At 66.5% G+C, this 26,343-nt stretch carries 27 protein-coding genes and 1 pseudogene; 19 read left to right on the top strand and 9 right to left on the bottom strand.

Annotated elements, in window-relative coordinates:
* Positions 1-194 precede the first annotated feature (194 nt).
* Entirely contained in the window at positions 195-998 is an 804-nt protein-coding gene (locus AC3WSN_RS06295) for a class II aldolase/adducin family protein (protein ID WP_192711167.1), read from the top strand.
* A 228-nt stretch (positions 999-1,226) separates the two neighbouring features.
* Here AC3WSN_RS06295 and AC3WSN_RS06300 read toward each other — a convergent pair whose 3' ends face one another.
* Positions 1,227-2,126: a LysR family transcriptional regulator gene (locus AC3WSN_RS06300; protein ID WP_492536770.1), complete on the bottom strand. Its 900-nt coding sequence runs from the start codon at positions 2,124-2,126 to the stop codon at positions 1,227-1,229.
* 145 nt (positions 2,127-2,271) lie between these two features.
* On the opposite strand from AC3WSN_RS06300, the gene AC3WSN_RS06305 reads away from it, so the two are divergent.
* Positions 2,272-4,419 carry a malate synthase G gene (locus tag AC3WSN_RS06305; protein WP_492536771.1) on the top strand — a complete coding sequence of 716 codons (2,148 nt, stop codon included), beginning with the start codon at positions 2,272-2,274 and terminating at the stop codon, positions 4,417-4,419.
* A gap of 81 nt (positions 4,420-4,500) precedes the next feature.
* Here the strand turns inward: AC3WSN_RS06305 and flhB are convergent, their stop codons facing one another.
* From flhB to motA, 6 genes are all read right to left on the bottom strand, one after another.
* Entirely contained in the window at positions 4,501-5,562 is a 1,062-nt protein-coding gene (gene flhB / locus AC3WSN_RS06310; RefSeq protein WP_492536772.1) for a flagellar biosynthesis protein FlhB, read from the bottom strand.
* Between the two features lie 104 nt (positions 5,563-5,666).
* Positions 5,667-6,695: a flagellar motor switch protein FliG gene (locus AC3WSN_RS06315; protein WP_192711171.1), complete on the bottom strand. Its 1,029-nt coding sequence runs from the start codon at positions 6,693-6,695 to the stop codon at positions 5,667-5,669.
* 14 nt (positions 6,696-6,709) lie between these two features.
* Positions 6,710-7,102, bottom strand: coding sequence for a flagellar motor switch protein FliN (gene fliN / locus AC3WSN_RS06320; protein WP_492536773.1), 393 nt, complete (start codon positions 7,100-7,102; stop codon positions 6,710-6,712).
* A 91-nt stretch (positions 7,103-7,193) separates the two neighbouring features.
* A complete protein-coding gene (locus tag AC3WSN_RS06325) occupies positions 7,194-7,532 on the bottom strand; it encodes a hypothetical protein (protein WP_373622434.1) in 339 nt (112 codons plus the stop codon).
* Positions 7,513-8,442: a flagellar motor switch protein FliM gene (locus AC3WSN_RS06330; RefSeq protein ID WP_192711173.1), complete on the bottom strand. Its 930-nt coding sequence runs from the start codon at positions 8,440-8,442 to the stop codon at positions 7,513-7,515. Before AC3WSN_RS06330 ends, AC3WSN_RS06325 begins: the two co-directional genes overlap by 20 nt.
* 2 nt (positions 8,443-8,444) lie before the next feature.
* Positions 8,445-9,332, bottom strand: a complete 888-nt coding sequence (gene motA, locus AC3WSN_RS06335; protein WP_492536774.1) for a flagellar motor stator protein MotA — start codon at positions 9,330-9,332, stop codon at positions 8,445-8,447.
* Positions 9,333-9,506: 174 nt separating this feature from the next.
* Between motA and AC3WSN_RS06340 the strand changes: the two genes are divergently transcribed.
* From AC3WSN_RS06340 to AC3WSN_RS06415, 16 genes are all read left to right on the top strand, one after another.
* Complete coding sequence (locus tag AC3WSN_RS06340) at positions 9,507-10,925, top strand: DUF1217 domain-containing protein (RefSeq protein ID WP_492536775.1); 1,419 nt, start codon at positions 9,507-9,509, stop codon at positions 10,923-10,925.
* A 1-nt stretch (position 10,926) separates the two neighbouring features.
* Positions 10,927-11,667: a flagellar basal-body rod protein FlgF gene (gene flgF / locus AC3WSN_RS06345; protein ID WP_192711176.1), complete on the top strand. Its 741-nt coding sequence runs from the start codon at positions 10,927-10,929 to the stop codon at positions 11,665-11,667.
* A 40-nt stretch (positions 11,668-11,707) separates the two neighbouring features.
* Positions 11,708-13,027 carry a flagellar protein export ATPase FliI gene (gene fliI / locus AC3WSN_RS06350; RefSeq protein WP_492536776.1) on the top strand — a complete coding sequence of 440 codons (1,320 nt, stop codon included), beginning with the start codon at positions 11,708-11,710 and terminating at the stop codon, positions 13,025-13,027.
* A 115-nt stretch (positions 13,028-13,142) separates the two neighbouring features.
* Positions 13,143-14,351, top strand: a complete 1,209-nt coding sequence (locus tag AC3WSN_RS06355; protein ID WP_492536777.1) for a flagellar hook protein FlgE — start codon at positions 13,143-13,145, stop codon at positions 14,349-14,351.
* A 23-nt stretch (positions 14,352-14,374) separates the two neighbouring features.
* Positions 14,375-15,832, top strand: coding sequence for a flagellar hook-associated protein FlgK (gene flgK, locus AC3WSN_RS06360; RefSeq protein WP_492536778.1), 1,458 nt, complete (start codon positions 14,375-14,377; stop codon positions 15,830-15,832).
* Positions 15,833-15,836: 4 nt separating this feature from the next.
* Positions 15,837-16,895: a flagellar hook-associated family protein gene (locus tag AC3WSN_RS06365; protein ID WP_492536779.1), complete on the top strand. Its 1,059-nt coding sequence runs from the start codon at positions 15,837-15,839 to the stop codon at positions 16,893-16,895.
* 96 nt (positions 16,896-16,991) lie between these two features.
* Positions 16,992-17,339 carry a flagellar biosynthesis regulator FlaF gene (flaF, locus tag AC3WSN_RS06370; protein WP_492536780.1) on the top strand — a complete coding sequence of 116 codons (348 nt, stop codon included), beginning with the start codon at positions 16,992-16,994 and terminating at the stop codon, positions 17,337-17,339.
* Positions 17,336-17,758 carry a flagellar biosynthesis repressor FlbT gene (gene flbT, locus AC3WSN_RS06375; protein ID WP_492536781.1) on the top strand — a complete coding sequence of 141 codons (423 nt, stop codon included), beginning with the start codon at positions 17,336-17,338 and terminating at the stop codon, positions 17,756-17,758. Before flaF ends, flbT begins: the two co-directional genes overlap by 4 nt.
* Positions 17,759-17,802: 44 nt before the next feature.
* Positions 17,803-18,216 carry a flagellar hook assembly protein FlgD gene (flgD, locus tag AC3WSN_RS06380; protein WP_192711183.1) on the top strand — a complete coding sequence of 138 codons (414 nt, stop codon included), beginning with the start codon at positions 17,803-17,805 and terminating at the stop codon, positions 18,214-18,216.
* Between the two features lie 278 nt (positions 18,217-18,494).
* On the top strand, positions 18,495-18,761 hold the full coding sequence (gene fliQ / locus AC3WSN_RS06385) for a flagellar biosynthesis protein FliQ (protein WP_492536782.1): 267 nt from the start codon (positions 18,495-18,497) through the stop codon (positions 18,759-18,761).
* Between the two features lie 122 nt (positions 18,762-18,883).
* A complete protein-coding gene (gene flhA / locus AC3WSN_RS06390) occupies positions 18,884-20,974 on the top strand; it encodes a flagellar biosynthesis protein FlhA (protein WP_492536783.1) in 2,091 nt (696 codons plus the stop codon).
* Positions 20,975-20,980: 6 nt separating this feature from the next.
* On the top strand, positions 20,981-21,727 hold the full coding sequence (gene fliR, locus AC3WSN_RS06395; RefSeq protein WP_492536784.1) for a flagellar biosynthesis protein FliR: 747 nt from the start codon (positions 20,981-20,983) through the stop codon (positions 21,725-21,727).
* Position 21,728: 1 nt separating this feature from the next.
* The gene (locus AC3WSN_RS06400; RefSeq protein ID WP_492536785.1) at positions 21,729-22,157 is read left to right on the top strand and encodes a hypothetical protein; all 429 of its coding nucleotides are present in this window, start codon (positions 21,729-21,731) and stop codon (positions 22,155-22,157) included.
* Positions 22,158-22,239: 82 nt separating this feature from the next.
* Positions 22,240-22,716 (top strand): rod-binding protein, encoded by a 477-nt coding sequence (locus tag AC3WSN_RS06405; RefSeq protein WP_192711188.1) that lies wholly within the window; start codon positions 22,240-22,242, stop codon positions 22,714-22,716.
* Between the two features lie 36 nt (positions 22,717-22,752).
* Positions 22,753-23,088 carry a flagellar protein FlgN gene (locus AC3WSN_RS06410; RefSeq protein WP_492536786.1) on the top strand — a complete coding sequence of 112 codons (336 nt, stop codon included), beginning with the start codon at positions 22,753-22,755 and terminating at the stop codon, positions 23,086-23,088.
* Positions 23,089-23,094: 6 nt separating this feature from the next.
* Complete coding sequence (locus tag AC3WSN_RS06415; protein WP_192711190.1) at positions 23,095-23,544, top strand: hypothetical protein; 450 nt, start codon at positions 23,095-23,097, stop codon at positions 23,542-23,544.
* 58 nt (positions 23,545-23,602) lie between these two features.
* On the opposite strand, the pseudogene AC3WSN_RS06420 reads toward AC3WSN_RS06415, so the two are convergent.
* Both AC3WSN_RS06420 and AC3WSN_RS06425 read right to left on the bottom strand, forming a co-directional pair.
* A pseudogene (locus tag AC3WSN_RS06420) lies at positions 23,603-23,777 on the bottom strand (IS481 family transposase); the annotation flags it as partial.
* A 444-nt stretch (positions 23,778-24,221) separates the two neighbouring features.
* Positions 24,222-24,833 (bottom strand): helix-turn-helix domain-containing protein, encoded by a 612-nt coding sequence (locus tag AC3WSN_RS06425; protein ID WP_192711192.1) that lies wholly within the window; start codon positions 24,831-24,833, stop codon positions 24,222-24,224.
* Positions 24,834-25,005: 172 nt separating this feature from the next.
* Between AC3WSN_RS06425 and AC3WSN_RS06430 the strand changes: the two genes are divergently transcribed.
* The gene (locus AC3WSN_RS06430) at positions 25,006-26,334 is read left to right on the top strand and encodes an MFS transporter (protein ID WP_492536787.1); all 1,329 of its coding nucleotides are present in this window, start codon (positions 25,006-25,008) and stop codon (positions 26,332-26,334) included.
* Positions 26,335-26,343 lie beyond the last annotated feature (9 nt).

Genomic DNA, 26,343 nt, shown 5'->3' on the forward strand with positions numbered 1-26,343 from the left:
TCGCCCCGCCGCATCGGCGGCCGGCGCGCACCGACCTGCGCGCGGCGCATTGCCCGGCCTTCCCCCGTGGTGCACCCTGCGGGCGATTCCGGGCCCGGGCCTCGTTCTGCCCCGTAGCGCCCGGATCGCGGGACCGCCTGCGCCGGGCGGCGATCCCGGAGAGCCGATTGGGCCGACCGGCAGGGAACCGTCGCATGAGCGCAGCCACGCAGTCGATCGTCGCGGACCGGGACGCGGGTCCCGCCGACCAGGCCGAAATCCAGGCGATGCGCGTCGACCTCGCGGCCGCCTACCGGCTGATCCATCGGCTGGGCCTCGACGACAGCATCTACACCCACATCTCGGCGCGGCTTCCCGGGGGCGGGCACCGGTTCCTGATCAACCCCTACGGGATGCGCTTCGAGGAGGTGACGCCGGAGAACCTCGTCACCGTCGACATCGACGGGCGGGTGCTCGAGGATCCGATGGGACTCGGCATAAACCCGGCGGGGTTCACGATCCACAGCGCCATCCACGCCGCCCGCCACGACGCGATCTGCGTGCTGCACACCCACACGGTGGCGGGCGTGGCGGTCTCCTGCCAGGAGGAGGGGCTCCTGCCCCTGAACCAGTGGTCGATGCAGTTCACGGGGCGCGTCGCTTACCACGCCTATGAGGGCATCGCCCTCGACCTCGACGAGCGCCAGCGCCTCGTGGCCGATCTCGGCGACAAGCCCGTGATGGTGCTGCGCAACCACGGCCTGCTGACCTGCGGCCGCACGGTCGGCGAGGCGTTCCGGCTGATGCACAACATGGAGCGCTCGTGCCGGGCGCAGCTGGCGATCCAGGCGGCCGGCGCGCCGGTGATCCGGCCCTCCTCCGCCATCGCCACCAAAACCGCCGGGCAATACGCCGCCGGCTACGACCGCGTCGTGGTCCAGGGGGCGCCCGACAACGAGTGGGAGGCGTTCAAGCGGATGCTGGCGCGGACGGATCCGGATTTCTTCGCACATGGGTGAGGGCGGGACGGGCGCCGGCTGACCAGCTCGGTCGAGGCGCGCCTCTCCGTCACCGCGAGCGCAGCGAAGCGCCCCAGAGCAGCGGGACGTCCCAGGACGGTGCGCGTCCCTGGGTTGCTTCGCTCCGCTCGCAAGGACGGCGGTGCCGCAATCACCGACCGGAGACAGTTATGAAGCGTCAATCGGGCGTCTCCTTCCCTGCGGGGCAGGGAGACCGCGGCACGCGCCTCACCCCTCGGCCCAGGCGCTGCTCGACCGGTAGATCTGCTTCAGGAACGCGATGAACGCCCGGGTCTTGGCCGGCACGAAGGCCCGGCTCGGATAGACCGCGAAGATGCCCGCCGAGGCCGCGGCCGTGTAGGCGGGCAACACCACTTCCAGAAGACCGTCGCGCAGCTCCGCATGCACGTCCCAGGTGGAGCGGAGCGCGATCCCGAGGCCGCCGATCACCGCCTCGCGCACCACCTCGTTGGAATGGGTGCGCAGGGGACCGGACGCGCTCACCGTGCACGGCCCCTCCGGCCCGACGAGCCGCCAGGGATTCTGGTTCTCGGTGGCGAGGCAGACATGGCCGCGCAGGTCGTCGAGGCTCTGCGGCCGCCCCGCCGCGTCGAGGTAGCCCGGCCGCGCGCAGAGAACCCGCCGCACCGGCGCGAGACGCACCGCGGTCAGCCCGGAACTCTCCAGCGCGCCGACCCGGATCGCGAGATCGTAGCCGCGCTCGACGATCGACTCGAAATCGTCGCTCAGCTCCAGATTGAGCACCACGTCGGGGTGGAGGGCGAAGAAGGCCCGCAGGTGCGGGACGATGTGCAGCCGCCCGAAAGAGCTCGGCGCCGTCACCCGCAGCGTGCCGCGGGCCCGCGTCGCATTCTGCGACACGAGGCTCTCGGCCTCCGCGATGGCGTCGACGATCGGGGCGATCCGCTCGAAGAAGGCCGCCCCGACATCGGTCGGGGCCACGCGCCGGGTGGTGCGGTGCAGCAGGCGCACGGCGAGCCGTTCCTCCAGCCGCTTCAGCCGCTTCGAGACCACCGCCACCGACAGGCCGAGCTCCGACCCGGCCTGGGTCAGGCTGCCGGTCCGGACAACCCGGGCGAAGATCTCCAGGTCGCTCTGATCGTGCATTCTCAACGCTGCGGAAAGAATCAAATCCCTTTTGCTGCCTTTTTCGCGGATGCCAAGGGGTCTATCGAGGGTGAACTCAAAAAATTTTCATGGGCCGTTCGACTTTTTCTGACGTTCGGCGCCCGCCGCATCCCAGGAGATCGCCATGTCGAGCCTCGTCGTCGCCGAGGACCTCCGCACCTTCCTGTCCGAGGAGGCGCTGCCCGGAACAGGCCTCTCGGCCGACCAGTTCTGGTCGGGCTTCGCGGCGCTCGTCCGCGATCTCGCACGGCGCAATCGGGCGCTGCTCGACCGGCGCGACGGCCTGCAGGCCGACATCGATTCCTGGCACCGCGACCACCGCGGCCAGCCGCACGACCCGGCGGCCTACGCGGCCTACCTGACGCGGATCGGCTACCTGCAGCCGGAGCCCGAGGCCGTGCAGGTGACCACCGAGAACGTGGACGCGGAGATCGCCGCCGTCGCCGGGCCGCAGCTCGTCGTGCCGATCTCCAATGCCCGCTACGCGCTGAACGCCGCCAATGCCCGCTGGGGCAGCCTCTACGATGCCCTCTACGGCACCGACGCGATCCCGCAGGACGGCGACCTCGCGCCTGGCACCGGCTTCAACCCGGCCCGGGGCGCCGCGGTGGTGGCCAGGACCAAGGCGTTCCTCGACGCGGCCGCGCCGCTCAGCGTCGGCTCCTGGGCCGATGCCGTGGGTTTTGCCGTGACGGGCGGCCGCCTCGCGATCGACCTCGGTGCCGGCCGTAATGCCGGCCTGACCGGCCCGGCGGACTTCGCGGGCTTCACCGGCACCCCCGAGGCGCCGACCGCACTCCTGCTGCGCCACAACGGCCTGCACGTCGAGATCGTGATCGACCGGACGAGCCCGATCGGCCGCACCGACCCGGCCGGCATCGCCGACGTGGTGCTGGAGGCGGCCCTCTCGACCATCATGGACATGGAGGATTCGGTCGCCGCCGTGGACTCGGCCGACAAGGTCGCGGTCTATCGCAGCTGGCTCGGCCTGATGCGCGGCGACCTCACCGCCAGCCTGTCCAAGGGCGGCCGCACCGTCGAGCGGCGGCTCGCCGCGGACCGGACCTACACGGCCCCCGGCGGCGGCAGCCTGACCCTGCCGGGGAGGTCGCTGATGCTGGTCCGGCATGTCGGCCATCACATGTACACGGATGCCGTGACCCTCGACGGCGCCGAGATCCCCGAGACGATCCTCGACGCGGCCGTCACCGCGCTGATCGCCCTGCACGACCTGAAGGGCACCGGTCCGCTCCGCAACAGCCGGACCGGCTCGGTCTACATGGTCAAGCCCAAGCTGCACGGCCCCGAGGAGGTCGCCTTCGCGGTCGAGCTGTTCGGCCGGGTCGAGGCGCTGGTCGGCCTCGCGCCGCGGACGCTCAAGATCGGCGTGATGGACGAGGAGCGGCGCACGACGCTCAACCTCAAGGCTGCGATCGCGGCCGCCTCCGACCGGTTGTTCTTCATCAACACCGGCTTCCTCGACCGGACCGGCGACGAGATCCACACCTCGCTGGAGGCCGGCCCCGTGGTCCGCAAGGATTCCATGAAGGCGACCGCCTGGATCAAGGCCTACGAGGACGGCAACGTCGATGCCGGCCTCGCCTGCGGGCTGCCGGGCCACGCGCAGATCGGCAAGGGCATGTGGGCCGCTCCAGACCGGATGGCGGCGATGCTGGAGGCCAAGGGCGGCCATCCCGAGGCCGGGGCCAACACCGCCTGGGTCCCGTCCCCGACCGCCGCGACGCTGCACGCGCTTCACTATCATCAGACCGACGTGCGCGCACGCCAGGCGGACCTCGCCGGCCGGGCGCCCGCGACCCGGGCCGCCATGCTGACCCTGCCGCTCGCCGAGGGCGCCTTCGCGCCGGAGGCAGTGCGGGAGGAGCTCGACAACAATTGCCAGGGGATCCTGGGCTACGTGGTCCGCTGGATCGACCAGGGCGTCGGCTGCTCGAAGGTGCCCGACATCCACGAGGTCGGCCTGATGGAGGATCGCGCCACCCTGCGGATCTCCAGCCAGCACATCGCCAACTGGCTGCGCCACGGGATCGTCGACCGCGCGCAGGTCGAGGCGGCCCTGCGGCGGATGGCGGGCGTGGTCGACCGCCAGAACGCCGGCGATCCGGCTTATCGGCCGATGGCCCCGGGCTTCGACGGGCCGGCCTTCCGGGCGGCGGAAGCCCTGGTGTTCGAGGGAGCACAGCAGCCGAACGGCTACACCGAGTTCGTGCTGCACCGGTTCCGCCGCGAGGCGAAGCGCCGGGCCGCGTGAGGCGCGCCGCCTCGGCGCCGGTCGATCGGACACGGTCGCTCCGGCGCCGGCCAGACGGGGGCGGGAGCGCCCGCCCTCGTCTCAGCGTCCCTTGCGCGTCATGACGTAGACGAGGAGGTTCGCCACCGCCCGGTAGAACTCCGCCGGGATCGCGCGGTCGACCTCAACATGGTCGTACATCGCCCGGGTGAGAGCCTTGTCGATCACGACCTCGATCCGGTGCTTCTCGGCGATCTCCCGGATGCGCAGGGCGATGAGATCCTTGCCCTTGGCCAGCACCATCGGGGCATCGTTCTCGCCCTGGTCGTAGCGCAGCGCGATGGCATAATGCGTGGGATTGGCCAGGATCATCGTGGCGCGGGGGACCGCCGCCATCATCTGCTTGCGCAGGCGATCCTGCGCCAGCGACCGCATCTTCGCCTTGACGAGCGGATCGCCCTCCGTCTGCTTGAACTCGTCCTTGAGCTCCTGCCGCGACATCCGCAAGTCACGCTGCCAGCGTAGCCGGGTCCAGACCAAGTCACCGGCGACCAGCGCGATCGTCGCCACGCTGACGGCGGAGACGAGCCGGACCGACAGGGTCAGCAGGAACTCGGGCAATCCGATCGGATCCACGAACATGATATTGATGATCTCGTGCCGGTCAGCCCGCAGGACCATGTAGGACATGCTGCCAATCGCGAGGAACTTGAAGAGACTTTTCCCGAACTCGATGGATCCTTGTAAGCTGAAGAGCCTGTTCCAGCCGCTGACGGGCGAAAGCCGGGACCATTGCGGCCGGATCCGATCGAACACGATGCGGGGCGCATTCTGAAAGATCGAGGCGGCAATTCCGGAGACGAGGAGGATCACCAGGATCGGCAGCAGGAACCGGCCCATCTCCAGAGCCAGGGCGTGGACGAGGCGCGTCGCGTCGCGGCTGGTCTCCACGCTGAAACTCCGCGGCTGCTCCATGATCAGCGCGAGCCGGCGCACGAAAGGAACGCCCTGGTCCCGCGCCACGAAGACCAGAAAGATCATCAAGCCCAGGATGGAGGCGAAGACCGGCGCCTCCCGCGAGAACGGAATGTTGCCCTGTGTGATCGCTTCGCCCACCTTCTTGTCGCTCGCGGGCTCGGTTTTGCTCTCCTTGTCGTCGGACATTGCGGCGGACCGGTTTCCAGTGCTCCCCGCCGGGCCGGCGACCGCTTCGGCGGAGAGGACGCGTCAGAAGGGAAGCTCAGGGCCATCCCCGAGCCGGAACGGCGCTAGCGGAAGTACGTCTCGTCCGAATCGCTCGGACTGAGCTCGATCTCGCCGCGCGCCGCCATTTCGAGGGCCTGATCGGTGATGGCGCGGCGGGCCTCCAGCACGTCCCGCTGCGAGGCGGGCTCGCCGCCCTCCAGCTCGTGCTCGACGAGGCGCCGGGCGCGGGCGGTCAGGGCGCTCAGCACGACGTTCCGCAGCTGGCCGCTGGTGCCCTTCAGCGCGAGAATGACCTTCTCGTGCGGGATCTGGTCGAACAGCGTCGTGCGCGCCCGCGGCGTCATATGGATGATGTCGTCGAAGGTGAAGAGCAGGCTCTTCAGGATCTCGGCCGATTTCGGACGCGACTGGGTGAGGTTATCCAGAACCTCCTCCATGCTCTGGCGCTCCATCTTGTTGATGATGTCCGCCATCCGCGAATGGGTATCCGCCGCGGCGTTGCGCGCCAGATTGATCATGAAGTCCTCATGGATCGTCTGCTCGATCATCTTCATGGTCGCATCGACGATCGGCTTGAACGTCAGCATCCGCCGCATGATGCCGTTGCGGATCGGGGCCGGCAGCTGCGCCATCACCTTGGCGGCGCAGGCCGGCTTGACCTTCGACAGGATGAGGGCCGCCGTCTGCGGGTGCTCCTTGATCAGGTAGCCCGCCAAGGCAGCCTCGGAGCCGTTGGAGATCCGGTCCCAGATCGAGCGTTCGCCGGCGCCGAGCACGTCCGACATGATGTCGGCGATCTGATCGGGCGGCAGGACACCCTCCAGCAGCTTCTCCATCTGGCGGGCCGTCCCGATCAGGTTGGCGCCGTCGGCGAAGAAGGCGGCGAGCTGCTCGACGATGGCTTCGAGCTGCGTCCGCGGAACCGGCCCGAGCTGCGAGACTGCGCGGGTGATCTGCTTCAGCTCGGCACTGTCGAAATACTTGACGAGGCGGCTGGCCGTGTCCTTGCTCATCGCGATGAGGACGGCCGCAACCTCCTCGGCGGGCGTCAGGACTCTTCGACCAACCGTGGTCACGGTGCCTGCGGCCATGGCGATGCTTCCTGTCAGCCGTTGGAATCGGCCGAGGCGGGGCCGACGATCTCAGTGAGCGAGACGCCGAAACGCGAGTTGTCGTCCTCGACCACGACCACCTCGCCCCGGGCAATGACCCGGCCGTTCACGACCACGTCGACAGGCTCGCCGACGCGATGGTCCAGGGGCACGATCGCGCCCCGCCCCAGCTTCATCAGGTTGGAGACCGGCATCGTGGCCGAGCCGAGGACCACCTGCATCAGGACCGGGATCCGCAGGATGGAATCGAGGTTTCGGCCGCTGCCCAGGCGCTCATCCTGCGCGCGCTGATCTTCGGCCTGCGCCTCGATCTTCGCGAACAAGCTCTCGCTGTGACTGCTCTCATGCCCAGATTCGGCGTTCGGCTGGTCCGAGGGGGGGGACATCACGTGCTCCTCAACGAAGGGAAGGTCCGCACTGCGGGTCGCCGAAACCGGCACCCATCGGGCGGCGAGGTTCTGGTGCCGGCAACCGGCGTCAGGCGCTGGTCAGGCTGCCTCCGACCGTGGTCTCGTGGCTGGCGGCGGATTGCGCGGAGCTCATCAACCGGGCCCGCTCGGCCCGCAATTCGGCCAGCGCCGCCTTGGCGGATTCGATCTCCCGGCTGAGATCCTCGAGGACGACTCGCCCGTCCTGAGCGAAGGACTGGACGGCATTGCTCGCGCCGACCAGAGCGGAGGCGCTCCAATCCACCATATCCCGATACTGCGCATGATAGCGGTCCAGCCGCTTCAGCCGCATGTACATCGGCACGAGGCAGGCGGTCGTCGCGACCAACGCGGCGAAGAGCAGGGCCTCAGCGAGCGAGAACATCATCGATAAACTCCTGGTCCTGATCGATGAAGCGGTCCACGCGCAGGACGATCGCACCATCCTCCTGCCCGACATCGCACCAGAACAGCTCCCGGTCGTTGCCGACGAGCTTGACCCGGCTGCGGGGGGTCGCCCGGAGTTCCAGAACCTGACCGACCTCCAGAGCGGCGATGGCGCCCAGTGTCAGGTGCTTCTCCTCCAGGATCGCCTTCAGCGTCACCGGGGTCTTCTGCACCTCGCCGGCGATCTGCCGGGTCCACCGGGAATCCCGGGCCGAACTCTCGCCGACCAGGATGCGCGCCAGGCTCTGGCGCATCGGGTTGAGGACCGATTGCGGGATGACGATGAACATCTCGCCGCCGCGGTTGAGCGCCTGCAGGAGGAATTTCGCCGCGACCGCCTGGTTGTTCCGGCGGCCGATCACCGCGAAATCCATCCGCAGCTCGGTCCGCTCGAGCTTGAACGGCGTGTCCGCCACGAGCGCGAAGGCAGATTGCATCGCCTTGCCGATCTGCTCGAACAGGCGCTGGGCGATCCGCATCTCGATGTTCGAGAACGACCGCTCCTCGTCGAGGGGCGGCTCGGAGCCGTCGGAGCCGAACAGGACCTCGACCATCGTGAAGATGAAGTCGCGGTCGAAGCCGACCAGGATATGGCTGTCCCATTCCGGCGCCTGGAAGATGCCGGCGATCGCGTTCGACTCGTAGGGCTCGAGGATGTCCCCGAAGCGCTGGCTCTCCACGTTGCTCAGCGAGAAATAGACCGGAGAGGCCGCGAAATGCCGAAGCTGATCCGCACAGAAGGTCGCGACCCTGTCGAGGATCACGTGCAGCATCGGCAGGCGTTCGAGGGAGAGGCCGGCCGCGTCCAGCAGCCGATCCCGGATGTCGTTGACGACTTGCTGACGGTCCATGATCAGGCCGCCTCACGCAGGACGGTTTCGCCGCGCGGCAAGCCCGTGATCGTCGCGTTCTCGACCTCGTCGATGGTCGGCCGGTAGGCCGCCGTGATCGCCTTGCGGCCGTGCTCGACGGCAATTTGCGGGAGGGCGCCGTTCATGTAGGCCAGCAGGGTCTGCTTCACGATCACGTAGACCCGCGCCTGCGCATCGCGGGTGGCCTTCACCTTGTTGGCCAGCGGCGCCACCACCGTGTAGGAGGCGAAGATGCCCGTGAAGGTGCCCACCAGCGCGGAGCCGATCAGGCTTCCCAGGAGAGCGGGCGACTGGTCGAGGGCGCCCATGGCCTTCACGATGCCGAGGATCGCCGCCACGATGCCCAGGGCCGGCAGCCCGTCGGCCATGCTCATCAGCGCGTTGTAGACCTTCAGCTTGTCGCCGCGATGGGTGGCGATCTCCTCCTCCATCAGCGCCTCGATCTCGTAAGGTCGCGCGTTGCCGATCAGGACGAGGCGGATGTAATCGCAGATGAACTGGGTCAGCTCCTCGTCCCGCGTCACCCGGGGATAGGCCCGGAAAATCTCGGACTGATCGGGTTTCTCCAGGTGGTTTTCCACCTCGTTGCGCGGTTTGGAGCGCAGCTCCCGCGTCAGCGCGAACAGCAGGCCCAGCAGCGCCAGGTAATCGTCCCGTTTCGGCACCCGCCCGAGGGCCGCCTCCAGAAGGGCCCGGCCGGTATCCACGACGACCTTGGAGGAATTGGCCACCGCGTATGCACCGGCGGCCGCCCCCCCGATAATGATGAACTCGAAGGGCTGCCAGATCACCATCAGGTGGCCGCCCATCGCCGAGAAGCCGCCCCCGACGCAGGCGACCGCAATCAGCAAGCCGATGACAACACCCACGCGCCGCGCCCCCAAACCCGTTCCGATCGGTCCCGGGCTAGAGCGCTATGCTTGCGCAGGGCTGGAGCGGCGACCTCGCACCCAAGCACCGCGTGTACAGAACCGAGGCGAGCAAGGTCCAGGCAAGCTCACGAACCTAGAATCCTGAGAAACCGCAGATGAAGGACCCGCCTCATGCTTTCGACCTTCACTGATTATCGATCGATCACAGCAAATCTGCAGAAATCTCTGAGCCGGACCGCCTCGGAGCCGGCATCGAAGAACCAGATCAAGTATTTTCAGGATCATATCGGTCAGATCAAGACGGTTGACGATTTTCTCGGAAACAACCGGCTCTACACCTTCGCCATGAAGGCGTTCGGCCTCGACGACATGATCTACGCCAAGGGCTTCATGAGGAAGGTCCTCCTGGGTGAGGCGGATGCGAACGGCCGTGTCCTGGTCACCCGGTTGCAGGACGAGCGCTACAGGGATTTCGCCGCCGCCTTCAACTTCAGGACTCTCGGTGACGATCCGAGCAGAATAGAGCATTCCGACGACCCCGAAATTCAAGACATTCTCGACAAGATGGCTCCGAAGCAGAGCTTGGCGGAAAAAAGAGCCGCCTACGACACACAGACTCAAAGTTCTGTTAAATACATTCAGGACATGTCGGAAGCCGGCGTCGATCTGAACGACGTTGTGAAGGATTCCAAGCTCTCAGAGATTGTCCGAACGACGGTCGGCCTACCGCCGGCGTCCGAATACGACGACACGTGGACAAAAAAGGAGCAGATCCAGAGCAAATTGGACCCTGACACATTCAAGGACCCGTACAAGCTGAGCACATTCATCAGCAAATTCATAGAAATTCGCTATGAGGGCAGAAACTCCGTTGTCGATCCGTACTTCCGGCCGACCGGAACCTACGCCGACTCGGATGCCGAGCTCGAGAAGCAGTCGCAGTATTTCCGAGACAAGGCCAGCGCTGTCCACGCAGCTAAGGACATCGTCGCAGATCCGGCGCTGACGGACGTGGTCGTGGCCGCGCTCGGCCTCCCCGCTGACACCAGCGCGAGGCGGCCCGATGAGCAGGCCAAGCTGATCGACAAGAAACTCGATGTCGCGAGCCTGCAGGATCCCAAGAAGCTCAGCCAGCTGCTCGATCGGTTCAAGGATGCGCGGCATGCAAGCCGCACGGCTACGGTCGATGCCTATGTCCAGAAGACGCTCGAGACGGAGGCCGGCAACGAGAACGAGGGCGTGAGGCTCGCCCTGTATTTCCGGCGCAAGGCACCGACCGTGACATCCGCGTACGGCTTCCTGGCCGACCCGGCCTTGGCCGAAGTCGTTCGGACCACGCTCGGCCTTCCGCCTGAAGCGGCAAAGAGCAGCATCGACGGGCAGGCGAGCCTGATCAACCGCAAGTTCAATATCGCGAGCCTCAAGGATCCGGCCAAGCTCGATCAGTTCATCAAGCGCTTCACCATCCTGTGGGACGCGAAGAACGACACGGCGTCGACACCGGCGCTGTCGCTGCTGAACGGCTCCGGTTCTGGCCTCGACCCGGACGTCATTCTCAAGCTGCAGGGCATCCGGCAGGGAGGCCGCTGACATGCAATCGTCACTCTACGTCACCCTGTCCGCCCAGGTCGCACTGGAACAGCGCCTGAACACGGTGGCGACCAACGTCGCCAATCTGGGGACGGCCGGCTACCGCGCGGAGGAAGTGAAGTTCGAGACGATCCTGTCCCAGGCCGGGCACCGCGAGGTGGCCTTCTCGACGCCGGGCGAGACGTTTCTGTCGCGCAAGGCCGGTCCGCTGACCAAGACGGACTCGCCCCTCGATGTCGGCCTTCAGGGCGACGGCTGGCTGGCCGTGCGGGGACCGCGGGGTCCCGTCTATACCCGGGACGGCCGCATGCAGGTCACGGCGGCGGGCGACCTCCAGGATCTCAACGGGCGCGCGATCCTGGATCCCGGCGGGTCGCCCCTGACGGTCGATCCGGAAGGGGCGCCGCTCACGATCGGTCAGGACGGGATCATATCCCAGGGCACCAACCAGGTCGGCGCGCTCGGCGTGTTCCGCCTCGATCCGGCCGCCAAGCTCACGCGCGTCGCCGGCGGCGCGGTGACGTCGGACATCCCGGGTCGGCCGATCCTCGACTTCAACCAGCGCGACGAGACCACCGTTCGGGTTCAGCAGGGCTTCCAGGAAGGGGCCAACGTCAACCCGATCATGGAGATGTCACGGCTGATCGAGATCACGCGCACCTTCCAAAGTGCAGCGGCGGCCGTGGCGGAGTCGGAATCGTCGCTGCAGGACGCGATCCGCGGCCTCGGCCCATCCGCGTAGGCCGCCGGATGCCTCGGGACCCGGCAATGCGGATTTCAGGATGAACGCGCTCGACCGCCTCGCGGACGCGCTGGAAGACCGCGACACCCATCCTCTCGTGCGGATCGGCGGATCCGTGCGGGAAATCGGCTTCGGCCATTGCCGCGTCCGCATCGACCTGCCGCTGCTGCGGCTCGGCGACCGCATGCGCATCGAGGGCGTGGACCGACCGATCGAGGGCGAGGTGGTGCGGATCGACGAAGCGGGCGTGATCCTCAAGCCGTTCGAGGGCCGGATCGAGGTCGGTCTGGGCGCGCCGGCGTACCGGGTGCCGGCTGCCAGCCCCCGGCCCTGCGAGGGCTGGAAGGACCGCGTCGTCAATGCCTTCGGGCAACCGATCGACGGGAAGGGTGAGCTTCCCAGAGGCAGCCGAGCCATGCCGCTGGACGCCGATCCGCCGCCCGCGATGCTCCGCTCCCGGGTGGAGAGCCCGCTCCGGACCGGCGTCCGGGCCCTGGATCTGTTCACGCCGCTCTGCACGGCCCAACGCATCGGCATCTTCGCGGGCTCGGGGGTCGGCAAGACGACGCTGCTGTCGATGCTCGCCCGCTGCTCCGGTTTCGACGCCGTCGTGGTCGCGCTGGTGGGTGAGCGTGGGCGCGAGGTCCGGGAGTTCCTGGAGGGTCCGATCCAGGACAGCCGATCGCGCGCGGTCGTCGTGGTCGCCACAGGCGACGAGAGTCCGATGATGCGCCGACAGGCGCCGAAGCTCGCCTTCGCGGTCGCTGAATATTTCCGGGACCAGGGCCAATCCGTCCTGCTCGTGCTCGATTCGGTGACGCGCTTCGCCCACGCGGCTCGGGAGGTGGCGCTCGCGGCCGGCGAGCCGCCCGTGGCGCGCGGTTACCCGCCGAGCGTCTTCGGCGATCTGCCGCGCCTGCTGGAGCGGGCCGGGCCGGGACGCGAAGGCGAGGGCACGATCACCGGCATCTTCTCGGTCCTGATCGACGGGGACGACCACAACGATCCCGTGGCCGATAGCATCCGCGGCACCCTCGACGGACACATCGTGCTCGACCGGGCCATCGCCGACCAGGGCCGCTATCCGGCGATCGACCTGCTGGGCTCGATCTCCCGCTTGGCCGACCTGGTCTGGACGCCGCAGCAGCGCGAGCTCGTGCGCACCCTCAAGAGCCTGATCGCGCGCTTTGAGGATTCGCGGGACCTGCGCCTCATGGGCAGCTACACGATGGGCGCCGACCCCGAACTCGATCAGGCGGTCGCCCTGGTGCCGAAGATCTACGGCGCCCTGCGTCAGGATCCGACGGAGCCGCAGAGCCTGGACGCCTTCCTCGAACTCGCGAACGCGCTCCGCGGCTGAGCTGGGCCGACGCGCCGGCCCAGCCGCCCGGCCCAGGAACGCAGCGCCGAAAGCTTCGCGCAAGCGAGTGCTGATCTGAGTAACGCAACGGTATCAGACAACGGGGAATCTCGTCATGGGTCTGTATGGGGTGCTAAACAGCGGTGTGTCCGGGATGAACGCCCAGACAAACCGTCTGGGAACGGTCGCGGACAACATCCAGAATCAGAATACGACCGGCTACAAGAGATCCGCGACAGAGTTCTCGTCGCTCCTGATCGACTCGAGCCCCGGATCGTACAATTCCGGCTCCGTCGACACCGTGGTCCGCCACATGATCACCAGCGAGGGCACGAGCACGGCGACCACGTCGGCGACCGATCTCGCGATCAAGGGGAACGGGTTCTTCGTCGTGAAGGACGAGGGCGGCCGATACGCCCTGACGCGCGCCGGGAATTTCCAAGTCGTGCAACCGAGCGGTGACCTGGTCAACGCGGCCGGCATGCACCTGATGGGCTACAGCTTGGCCGCGGGCGATCCGAGCCCATCCATGAACAGCTACAACGGCTTAGTGCCCGTCAATCTGGCCACCATGTCGATGCAGGCGCGTCCGTCGACCCTGGGCGGCATCAGCAAGGCCAATCTGGACAGCAACGCGCCGATCACCACGGTCGGGCCCAATTACTCGAAGGCGACGAACTTCACCACCTTCGACAATCTCGGAAATCCCGTCCAGGTCGACCTGTATTTCTGGAAGACGGCGGCCAATACGTGGCAGGTTTCAGCTTACGACCACAGCGTGCCCGGCAACTTCCCGGGGACACCGCTGGCCACCAGCCCCCTTACATTTGTGAATGGCCAATTGCAGGGGTCTCCCAATCTGAATTTCACCATCCCCAACGGCAAGAATTTCACCTTCGACTTCAAGAACCTGACGCAGCTCGCCTCCGACTTCCAGTTCCAGGGCAGCGCCAATGGCAGCGCGGCGAAGGACGTGGTCGACTCGGAGATCGGGTCCGACGGGACGGTCTACGCCATCTACGCCGACAAGACGAAGGCCGCGGCCTACCGCATTCCCCTGGCGACGGTGGCCAGCCCGGATCAGCTGACTCCGCGGTCGGGGAACGTGTTCGAGACCAGTCCGACCTCCGGCGAGCCGCAGCTCGGCTTCGCCAGCATCGGCGGTCGCGGGGCGATCGAGTCGAACATGCTCGAGAACTCGAACGTCGATCTCGGCAACGAGCTCGCGACGATGATCGAGGCGCAGACCAGCTACGGGGCGAATTCGAAGGTCTTCCAAACTGGCTCGGAAATGCTCGAGCTCCTCGTGAATCTCAAGCGCTGACGGCGGGCTAGGGGACTTTCGAGATGGGCCTCTCCGTCGCACTGAATGCCGCCCGTGGGTCTCTCCAGGCCAATGCGGTCCAGACGGACGTCGTGTCCCGCAATATCGCGGGCGTGAACGATCCGTCGTACTCGCGGAAGATCACGTCGCTGGTCACGACCGACGGCCCGGTCCGGGTCGTGATCACGCGCGCCAGCAACACGTTCCTGTTCGATCGGATGGTCGGCAGCACGTCGGAACTGGCCAGCCGCCAAGCGGTCCTGGACGGGCTCACGAGCCTGGAAGACACGGTGGGCGATACCGAGGCCGGCCGCTCGATCTCCGCCAAGATCAGCGCGTTGAACGTGGCTCTCGGCGACGCCGCCAACAAGCCCGACGACATCAACCTGGCGAAGGCGGCCGTTGCCGCCGCGAAGGATCTCGCCCGATCCCTGAACCAGGCCAGCAGCACGGTCCAGTCCACGCGGGCGCGTGCCGATGAGGAGATCGACAACTCGGTCAAGACGATCAACGACCTGCTCGCGCAGTTCGACAAGGCCAACAAGGAGGTGGTGCTCGGCACGGCGCGCAAGGTCGATATCAGCGATGCCCTCGACAGGCGGGACAAGATCCTCGCGCAGCTGTCCAAGGAGATCGGCATCAGCACGGCCGTCCGCGCCGACAACGACATGGCGATCTACGCCGACAATGGATCGCCGCTCTACGAACAGGGGCCGCGACGCGTGACGTTCGACCCGACCGCAGTCTTCGCGGCAGGAACGATCGGCAAGGCCGTGCTCATCGACGGAGTCCAGGTCAGCGGTAACGGCGCCGTCATGCCGCTCCAGGCCGGGCGGATCGTCGGGGAGGTCGCCGTGCGCGACGAGATCGCGATCACGTATCAGAAGCAGCTCGACGCGATCGCCGGCGGGTTGATCAACGCCTTTGCCGAGACGGACAACAACGTCGCGAGCGGGACCGCCCTGGCGGGTCTGCTCACCGATGGCGGGCATCCGGCCTTGCCGGCGGCGGGAGCCGTCGGCCTGGCGAGCACGATCCGCGTGAACCCGGCCGCCGATCCCGAACAGAGCGGCAATCCGTTCACGCTGCGCGACGGCGGGATGAACGCGGGCGCGCAGTACCTGTACAACAGCACGAACGCGGCCTCGTTCACGGCTCACTTGGTCGCCCTTCGGTCGGCGCTGGGCGCGGATCGCGCCTTCCCGTCCGACTCGGAGCTGCCGCTGTCGACGTCCCTGCAGACGGCGGCCGGGGCCTCGGCAAGCTGGCTGGAGGCAGCCCGCAAAGCCGCCTCGGTCCAGGTCGACAACGAATCCGCCTTCCTGGACAGCGCGTCGACCGCGCTCTCGAACGCCACGGACGTGAACCGCGACGACGAGGTCGCCACGATGCTCCAGCTCGAGAAGTCCTACGCCGCCTCGGCGAAGCTCATCGCGACGGTCAACGCGATGCTGCAAACACTCCTCGACGCGGTGAGGTAGCCTCATGAAAGCGAGCTTCATCTCCACAGCGACGTTCCTCAAGACGCCGCGATCCAATGTGTCCCGGATTCAGGCCGACCTCGACAAGGCTGTCGCCGAGAGTTCGAAGGGCCGCTACGCCGATGTCGGCCTCGAGCTGGGCTACAGGACGGGGCTCAGCCTCAACCTGCGGCAGGAGGTCGACAATCTCGATGCTCAGAGCAGGCGCAACGGGCTGACCGGTGTGCGGCTTGACAGTTCTTACCACGCGCTCGACCGCGTCCGCACGGACGGTGAAGCGTTTCTCGCGCTGACGACGCCCGGAAAGCTGACCGATACCAGCGGGACCGTCGTCGCGCAGATGGCGGCCACCAAGCTCACGGCCTTGATCGGCGACCTGAACACGTCGACCGGCGGCCAGTACCTGTTCGGTGGCATCAACACGGGACAGCGTCCGATTGCCGATTACGAAGCGTCGCCGCAATCGGCCGCCAAAACAGCCTTTCAGCAAGCCTTCACGAATGAGTTCCACTTCCCGCCCGGCACACAGCCGGACACAAGCAACATCACACCCGCCCAGATGGAGCATTTCCTTCAGGATGGCGGCCGCTTTGCGCAGCTTTTTGAAGACAATCAATGGAAACAAAACTGGTCTTCGGCATCAGACGTCAATATCAAGAGCGATATCACCCGCAATGAGACGGTTGAGAGTTCCGTCAACGCCAATGCTCAGCCGCTGCGGCAACTCGCGATGATGTACACCTTGGCGTCCGATATCGGGTTGGCCAGCCTGGGTCCCGCTACGCAGAATGTCGTCTATGACAAATTGCGCAGCCTGGCGAACGCTGGGACCTTGGGGGTCAAAGACATCCAGGCGGATATCGGCGTCGTCCAAGCGCGGATCGGCACCGTCGGCAAACAGATCGACGTGCAGAAGAACATCATGACAGAGGGGTTCGGGAAACTCGAAGCCGTCGACTTGGAAGAGGTGGCCACCCGAACCCAGAATCTGGAGGCGCAGCTCAAAGTTGCCTATTCTCTGGCCGGTCAAGTCAGCAAGCTGAGCCTGCTGGATTACATCTGATCGGAAAAAATCTAAAAACAGGCAAATCTATCCGACATTTGCCAAATAATATTACTCAAAAACCAATCTGATCACCGTCAAAGAGGCATACTTGCAATGTATGGCGCGTCCTACGCGGAGATGATGGACGACTCGCCCGCCCTTGCCCGGGAGCGCGAACGCGCGGCTTTCGACCGCGCCATCAGCCTGATGAAGCGGGCAGAGGCGGCCGATGCGCCCGAGGAGCTGCGCCGGGAAGCGACCAGCTTCCTGCAGCGTCTCTGGAGCCTCCTGATCGACGATCTCGCGAATCCCGAGAACGGCCTGCCCAAGGAGTTGCGGGCTGACCTGATCTCGATCGGCTTGTGGAACATGAGCCGGACCGACCAGATCCTCCGCGGCGACGCGAGCGGGTTCGAACCGCTGATCTACGTCAACACGCTGATTCGCGACGGTCTCCAATGAGCCGCTCCATCAATCTCAGCCTGCGCGGCCACGAGCGGATCTTCATCAACGGGGCTGTTCTCCGTGTCGACCGCAAGGTGACGATCGAGCTGCTCAACGACGCGACCTTCCTCTTGGAGGCACACGTTCTACAGGCCGAACAAGCGACCACGCCGATACGTCAGCTTTATTTCATCGCGCAGGCCATGCTGATCGACCCGAGCAATGCGGGTCAGGTCCGGCAGGCCTACGACGAGGTCGACAGCGCGATCATCGCCCAGAATCCTGGCTCCAATGCCGTGTCTTCCCTCGGTACGGCCCGATCCTTCCTTGATTCCGGCCGGCCGTTCGAAGCGCTGCGAATCCTGCGGGGACTCTTCGAGCCGGAAAGCCCGCCATCGCCTCAGCCCATGAACGCGCTGACCCATCAGGTTGCCTGAGGCGTCGCGAGGCACAAGCATCCAAATCGGATGGAGATCGAACCATGCCTGTATCCGCTACGAATATCGCCCCTCAGTCCCTGTCGACTAAGACGCCGGACCGCACCGCTGCTGCCGCGAAGCAGACGACGCTGAACTACGACAATTTCCTCAAGCTCCTTCTGGCTCAGATGAAGAACCAGAACCCGACCGATCCGATGAAATCGACAGAGTATATGGGGCAGCTCGCGACATTCTCGCAGGTCGAGCAGAGCGTGAACATCAACAGCAAGCTCGACGCGCTCCTGACATCCTCGACGTTGTCGCAAGCTGGAAATCTGGTTGGTCACACGGTGACCTCTGCCGACAAGTCGGTCACCGGCACGGTCGTCTCTGTCCAGGTGGCCAATAACGGGTTGCTCGCTCATCTCGATAACGGCAAGGACGTTCCGTACGAACCCGGCATGACCGTCTCGTAGAACGGGATCCTCCGCGAGCTGAGGAACGCCGACGGCAAAGGCTGGTCCGTTTCGGAATGGCGGCGCCCGAGCCTCGAGCCGTCCTGCAACCCCGTGCTTCCGAGACCACGTCGTGAGGAAGAACGACGTGCGGTGCAGTGGCGGTGCGCGACAGGCTATTTTTCGTGGACATGAGAGCCTGACGTGACCCTGTTCGCGCGTACGCTGGTTCCGGAACATTCAGTTCCGCCGAGCCAAGATTGTAACGTCGGCTCCTCCGACTGTCCTCGGCTGATCTCATGAACGAGGTTGACGCTCTCGAGCTCGTCCGGTCCGCCATCTGGACCATCATCGTCGCGTCCGGGCCCGCGGTCGGTGCAGCGATGGTTGTGGGCGTCCTGATCGCTCTATTCCAGGCGCTCACCCAGATTCAGGAAGTCACCCTGACCTTCGTCCCGAAGATCGTGGTGGTCCTGATCGTGATGATCGTCACAGGCTCCTTCATGGGTGGCCAGATCTACGCCTTCACCGAGATGGTCTACGGCCGGATCATCTCCGGCTTCTGAGCCGTCCCGGGACTGCGAGCGCGGCCTCCGGGTCGTCTTGTCGGAGCGTGAGGGCGGCCGGAGCAATCCAGGCGCAAGCTTGATGATGCAGATGCACGAGCGAGATTGAGAGGGTTGAGAGCGTGGCAGCGGCCCTAGAAGCCCTCGCGCCGGACGGTCGCGTTCGGCGGGATGTCTGGTTCGCCGTCGGGATCATCGCGATCCTTGCGGTGCTGTTTCTGCCCGTTCCGGCGGTGCTGATCGACATCGGGCTGGCGCTGTCCATCGCGCTGTCCGTACTGATCCTGATGGTGGCGCTCTGGATCCAGAAGCCGCTCGAATTCTCGTCCTTCCCGACGATTCTGCTGATCGCCACGCTCCTGCGCCTCGCCCTCGGGATCGCGACGACGCGGTTAATCCTCTCCAACGGAGACGCGGGCGTCGATGCGGCGGGCCACGTCATCCAGGGCTTCTCGCAGTTCGTCATGAGCGGCGACTTCGTGATCGGCCTGGTCGTGTTCGCCATCCTGATCACGGTGAACTTCCTGGTGATCACCAAGGGCGCGACCCGCATTGCCGAGGTCGGGGCCCGCTTCACCCTCGACGCGATCCCGGGCAAGCAGATGGCGATCGACGCCGATCTCTCGGCGGGCCTCATCGACGATAAGGAGGCGCAGCGGCGGCGGCGCGAACTCGAGGAGGAGAGCGCGTTCTTCGGGTCCATGGACGGCGCCTCGAAATTCGTGCGCGGCGAGGCGGTCGCCAGCCTGATCGTCATCGTGGTCAACATCTTTGGCGGGATCATCATCGGCGTCACCCGCCACAGCCTGCCGCTGGCGAAGGCCGCCGACGTCTTCACCAAGCTCTCGGTGGGCGACGGCCTGGTCTCGCAGATCCCGGCGCTGATCGTGTCGCTGGCCGCAGGCCTCCTGGTCTCCAAAGGCGGGACCCGCGGGACTGCGGAGCAGGCGATCCTCGGCCAGCTCGGCGCCTATCCGCGGGCATTGTTCGTCGCAGCCGGATTGATGGCGGTCTTCGCGATCATGCCCGGGATGCCGTTCGTGCCCTTCGCAATCCTGAGTGTCCTGATGGGCACCGTGGCCTACCTGATCCCGCGGCGGCTCGCAGAGGCGCAATCGAAGGTCGAGGCCGCAACGCAGGCCAGGGAGCGGCAGCTGCTTCTCGAACGCCAGGACAGCGAGGCCGTGAGAGAATCGCTGAAGACGGCAGAGATCGAGCTGCGGCTTGGCAAGCACCTCGCCGTGCAGATGCAGCCCGCACAGCAGGAGCTGGCCCATCGGGTCGGTCGGATGCGCCGGAAATTCGCGCAGCAATACGGGTTCGTGGTCCCGGACATCAAGCTGATCGAATCGGCCTCCGTGCCGAGCAAGAGCTACGAGATCGCAATCCACGGGACCGTCATCGCGGCGCAGCAGGTCCGCCCCGGCGAGATGATGATCGTCGTGGGCGACGGCCCGATGCCCGCCCTCACGGGCGAGGAGGTGCGCGAGCCGGCCTTCGGCATGCGCGCCGTGTGGGTGCCGGACACCTACGCCCAGGAGGCGCGGCGCGAGGGCTTCAGCCCGATCGACTGGCACTCGGTCATGCTGACGCATGTCAGCGAGGTCATCCGCAACAACCTGCCGCAGCTCCTCTCCTACAAGGACCTGCGGATGCTCATCGATCGCCTGGATGGTGAGTACAAGCGCCTGGTCGACGAGATCTGCCCGTCGCAGATCTCGTATTCAGGTCTTCAGGCCGTCCTCAAGCTGCTGCTGGCCGAGCGGGTCTCGATCCGGAACCTGCACTTGGTCATCGAGGCCATTGCCGAGATCGTCCCGCACGCGCGCCGGGCGGAGCAGATCGCGGAGCATGTCCGGCTGCGGATCGCGCAGCAGATCTGCGGCGATCTCGCGGAGAACGGGGTCCTCAGTGTGCTGCGGCTCGGCAGCCGCTGGGACCTGACCTTCCACCAGGGTCTCAAGCGCGACAGCAAGGGCGACGTGGTCGAGGTCGACATCGACCCGCGGCTGATCGAGCAGTTCGGCGTCGAGGCCTCGGAAGCGATCCGGGCTCACATGAAGACCGCCCACAAATTCGCCCTGGTCACCGCACCGGAGGTCCGCAGCTACGTGCGGATGATCATCGAGCGGCTGTTCCCGACGGTCGCGGTGCTGTCGCATGTCGAGATCGCCCGCGGGGTCGAGATCAAGTCGCTCGGCACGATCTCCTGACTGCCGATGATTCCTGAGACGATCCTGGGGGTCTTCGTGATCTTCTGCCGCATCGGCGGCTGCCTTCTGGTCACCCCGGGCTTGTCCAGCACACGGGTGGCGTCGCACATCCGCCTGCTCATCGCCCTGACGGTGACCCTGGCGGTCGCGCCCCTGCTCCTTCCGAAATTCAGCGCGGGCCTGCGGAACGCCGCGCCGGCCGACACCTTCTGGTGGATCGGATGCGAGACGCTCACCGGCCTCGCCATCGGCTTCTTCGGCCGGTCCTTCTATTTTGCACTCGAGACGATAGTGAACGGCCTGGCGACGATGATCGGCCTCGGGGGTATCCCCGGGAACCCGGTCGCCGACAACGAGGCGGCCTCGCTGACCGGCTCGCTGATCATGATGACGGCGACGGTCCTGATCTTCACCCTGGACCTGCATTGGGAGCTGTTCCGCGGCCTCGTCGCCTCCTACGACCGCATCCCGGCCGGCAATCCGTTCGGCGCCCGGCCGATGCTGAGTGGTCTCGTCGATCGGACCACCGCGGCCTTCATCGTGGCCCTGCGCCTGACGAGCCCGTTCATCGTCTATTCGGTGATCGTGAACCTCGCCCTGGGTCTCGCCAACAAGCTCACGCCTCAGATCCCGGTGTTCTTCATCGCGACGCCGTTCATCCTCTGCGGCGGCCTTCTCCTGCTGATGGTCCTGTCCAGCGACATGCTCGGTCAGTTCATCCTCGAATACGAGCACTGGCTCAGAAGGGGCTGACATGCAGACACGGCTGCACCGCACGCGGCGGCTCCTTCGCCTGCAGGAACGCCTGCACCGGCTCGCGGAACGGGAACTGGCCGCCTTGGAGCAGCAGGTCCGGGCGGCCGACAGAGCCCAGGAAGATCTGATTCGCGTGCTCAACGAGACCTCGGCCTTCCACGAGCCGATCCGCGCCACGTCGGTCGGCCGCCTCAAGGCCCTCGCGGTCGCGGCGCAGGATCTGCGCGCGGAGCGGGACGTCTCCGCGCAGCAGCTCCGCGACCGGGCCAGCCGGCACAAGCGCACCGAGTTATGGGCCGGCCGCCTCGAAGACGAGCACCGGCACCACCTGGAAAAGCGCGATTGGGCCGAGCGGCTCGACCGCCTCACCGATCCCGCGCGGCAAGCCTCCGGTCAGCCAGGCCGGTTAGCTTCGCGGGTGGACTGAGCTTGTCCGCAACCGCGACGGATTCGGCCGATACCGTGGACCAGACCTGTCGCGGTCACGCCCCCCTGGATACGAGCGCGCTGTGAGCGTCCAACCGCCTTCCGATATCGTCCTCGACGTGGCGCGTGCCGCCGATCCGACCCGCTATCAGGCGGCCGTGACCAAGCTCACGCAGGCCTCCTCCGGAGATTTCGCGGCTGCGCTGGGCACAGCCTCGAGCCTTCGGACCGGCGTCCCGGTCGCGCCGCAGCCGAGCGCCGACGCCGTGCTGACCCGTTTCCGGACGGCCGCAACGCTTCCGGCTCCGCGGGCGAAGGGGAGCCCGGCCCAGCAGTTCGAGGCCTTCGTCCTGCAGACCTTTGTCGAATCCATGCTTCCTCAAGGGGCCTCGGCCGTCTTCGGCAAGGGCAATGCCGGCTCGATCTGGAAGTCGATGCTGGCCGAGCAGCTCGGCGCTCAGCTCGCCAAGGCCGGCGGCATCGGCATCGCCAAGATGATCGATGCCGCGCATCCCGAGGCCGCAGATGCGCCTCACGCCACCCGGACGCCGACGGTCTAGGCCGGTCTCGCCTGCCGCGTTCAACGGACAAGGATCATGCTGCTGTCGACCCTCAATCGCCTCGAGGCCACAATCGAAGCGGAGACCGCCGCGCTGACGGTGCACGACCTGCGGGATCAGGATGAGTTCAACCGCCGCAAGAGCCAGAGCCTGGTGGAGCTCGCGCGTCTCGGCCGGGCCATGGACGCGACAGCTCTCAATCCCGCGGAGATCGACGGCCTGGAACGGGTCCGCGCCAAGCTCCGGCGCAATCACGAGCTCCTGGGCATCCACCTGCGCGCCATGCAGGAGGTCTCGGATATCGTCTCGACCATGATCCAGAGCGCGGAATCCGACGGCACCTACTCGGCCGCCCTACGCTATCAGGAGTGACCGCGCGTGACCCGAATCGTCCTCACCGGTCTCTGGATCTGCACGATCACGGCGCTGTCCAGCTACGCGGTGATCACCTGGATGCCGGACCTGCCGAAGCCGAAAGCCGAGGAGTACCTGGAGGGACTGAGCTATCAGAAGCTGCGGCCGCTCAACATTCCGATCATCGCCGAAGGAAGCGTTCAGGGCTACATCCTCGCCACGATCATCTTCACGGCCGAGGCGCATCTGATCAAAGGGGCGGGGGTGACCCCCGCGCCTTTCGTCCTGGATGAAGCGTTCCGTCAGATCTATGCCGATGGCGACCTCGACTTTCGCAACCTCAAGAAATACGACATCAACAAGCGCCTGGACGAGATCAAGCACCGGGTCAATGAGCGGCTGGGCTCCGAGATCGTCAAGGACGTTATGGTTGAGAACTTCAACTTCGTGACGAAGAAGGATATCCGCAGTTAGATCTTCGGTCCCGGGATTTGGTGGTTCGGGTTCTGCGTGAACCGGGAGGGCGCGTCCATCCCGGCTCGGTGTGCACCTCCGCAAGATCGCTGTGGACGTAGCGGATCGGATTAGCGCTTGAACTTGGCCCATCGCGGCTTGTCGCCACCGACCTCGGGGCGCCGCGCGATGCCTGGGTGCTCAAGGCAGCGGTGCAGACTTGAGCGTGTGAAGTGCGGGATCGTCGGCTGCAGAGGCTCACGCCGCCCGACCACGTCGACGCGCAGCACGCCGGCCCCCGCAATGCTGTTGGCGCGGGCTGGCAAGGACAAGACGGCGGCCACCCGTTGCGGCCCCCCGCCACCTCCGACAGCACGGTCTCGCGGTTCTGATCGCTTCCGTGCATGGCGGCGGCTCGGCGACCCACGTGGTTCTGGGGCGGCCAGGGACGGTTCCGCGGTGGCCTATCGCGTGGCTCTGGCGGGTCACGGTTTGGCTCTGGGCCGTACGGCGCCGATCGAGAACTATCTGGAGGACGGGCGGCCCGCACGCCCCTCCGCCTCGCTCGCGACAGCGCGTTGGCCTACCCGGTGGTCTGCCATCCTCAAGATGTGCGGGTCCCGACGATCGCCGTCCGTCGGTCGACGGCCACATCGGCACGCTTCAGCCGAGCGCGCCGCACTTTCGACGGCGAAGCCTCAGCGCAGCCGCGTGGCGTCGATCACCAGGAAATACTGGCACGCCTCCGCTCCGAGATTGGTGAAGGCGTGCCCGGCATCAGCCTCGAAATACAAGCTGTCGCCCTCTTCGACCACGACCGCACGATCGCCGATCGTGGCGCGCAGGCGTCCCTTCAGGACGAAGATGTACTCCGACACGCCGCGGCGGTGGGCGACGAACTCTCCCGTGGTTGCGCCCGGCGGGAGCGTATTGAGCACCCAATCGATCCCACGGCCAGGCAGCACCGGAGAGAGGCACCGGCGCAGGAAGCCCGAAGCCTCATCGCGCAGCACCGGCTGGCGGGAGGCCGGGATCAGAAGCACCTCCACTTCGGTGGTGGGCGCCATCAGCCTGGAGAAGGTCACGCCCAGCGCCTCGGCGAGGCGTGAGAGGATCGCCGTCGACGGCACGGCCTCGCCGCGCTCGATCTTCGAGATCATCGAGCGGCTCACCCCGGACAGGGAGGCCAAGGCTTCGAGGGAGAGATCCTGCTCCTTCCGTCTGCGCCGGATCTCCTCGGCAAGCACCTGGATCTGAGAGCGCGTCTCAGCCTCGATCTGGACCCGCCGCCCCTCTGCCGTGATCGTCATTCGCGTCTCGTCCCGATCCCCCGGCCATGTCCTCGTTGGTGAGCGCTGGAGGCTGATCGGTCGGTGCTTAGCACAGGCGATGGGGGTGCGCCCGGACGGCCGACCAGGACGGTTGGCACGCCGCTTGTATCCGGCGGAGTGGAAATTCATCTCTCAAAGTGGATGCCCGCTCATGCCCGACGCTGTCCTGCCATCGGAGGCGATCCGGATCGCCGGGTCCGGCGCGGTCACGACCGCGGAACGGCGCCAGATCGTCTGGTCGAGCGTCATCGGCACCACCGTCGAATGGTACGATTTCCTGATCTACGGAACGGCCAGCGCCCTCGTCTTCAACAAGCTGTTCTTCCCCAGCATCGACCCCGTGGTCGGCACGATCGCGGCGTTCGGCTCTTACGCCGTCGGGTTCCTGGCCCGACCGCTGGGCGGAGCGGTCTTCGGCCATTTCGGCGACAGGATCGGGCGCAAGGCGATGCTGTCGCTGACCCTGATGATCATGGGCCTCGGCACCTTCCTGATCGGGTGCTTGCCGACCTACGGGCAGATCGGCATCCTCGCGCCGATCCTCCTCGTGGCCCTGCGCCTCGTCCAGGGCATCGGCATCGGCGGCGAGTGGGGCGGGGCCGTGCTGATGGTGGTGGAGAGCGTGCCGGCGGAACGGCGCGGCTTCTTCGGGAGCATCGTCCAGCTCGGATACCCGATCGGCGTGATCCTCTCGATCGGCGCCTTCGCGCTGACCGGCCTGATGCCGGAGGCGGCGTTCCTGTCATGGGGCTGGCGCGTCCCGTTCCTGGCGAGCGCGCTCCTCGTCGGCGTCGGCCTGTTCATCCGCCTGCGGCTTCACGAGACCCCGGCGTTCCGGCGGATCAAGGAGCGGGCGGTGACGGCGCGGCTGCCGGTCATGGAGATCCTCACCGAGCATCCCGGCATGTTCTTGAAGGCCGTCGGCCTGAAGGTCTCCGAGATCGCCTACGTCAGCGTCGTGACCGTGTTCTCGATCTCCTACGTCACCGGCCAGCTGGGCCTGTCGCGCGGCGTGATCCTGAACGGCATCCTGATCGCCGCCATCATCGAGCTTTTCACGATTCCCGTCTTCGGCTGGCTGTCCGACTGCTACGGGCGCAAGACGCTGTTCGTCGCCGCCTGCCTGTTCTCGATCGCCTTCGCCTTCCCGATGTTCACGCTCCTCGACACCCGCGACCCGACGATCATCACGCTGACCGTCGCGGTGGCCTTGAGCTTCGGGCAGGGCATCATGTTCGGGACCGGGGCGGCGTGGATGTCCGAACTGTTCGACGCCCGCCTGCGCTACAGCGGCGCCTCGCTCGGCTTCCAAGTCGGCGCGGCGCTGAGCGGCGGCTTCACGCCGCTGATCGCCGCGGCCCTGCTCGCCTGGAGCGGCGGCGCAACGTGGCCGATCTCGGCCTACCTCATCGCGCTCGCCTGCATCACGCTGGTGGCGACGTTCGCGGCGCCCGAGACGGCGCGACGGCCGATCGACTGAAGGGCTTCG

Source organism: Methylobacterium sp. FW102-HT35C08, from assembly GCF_058790235.1.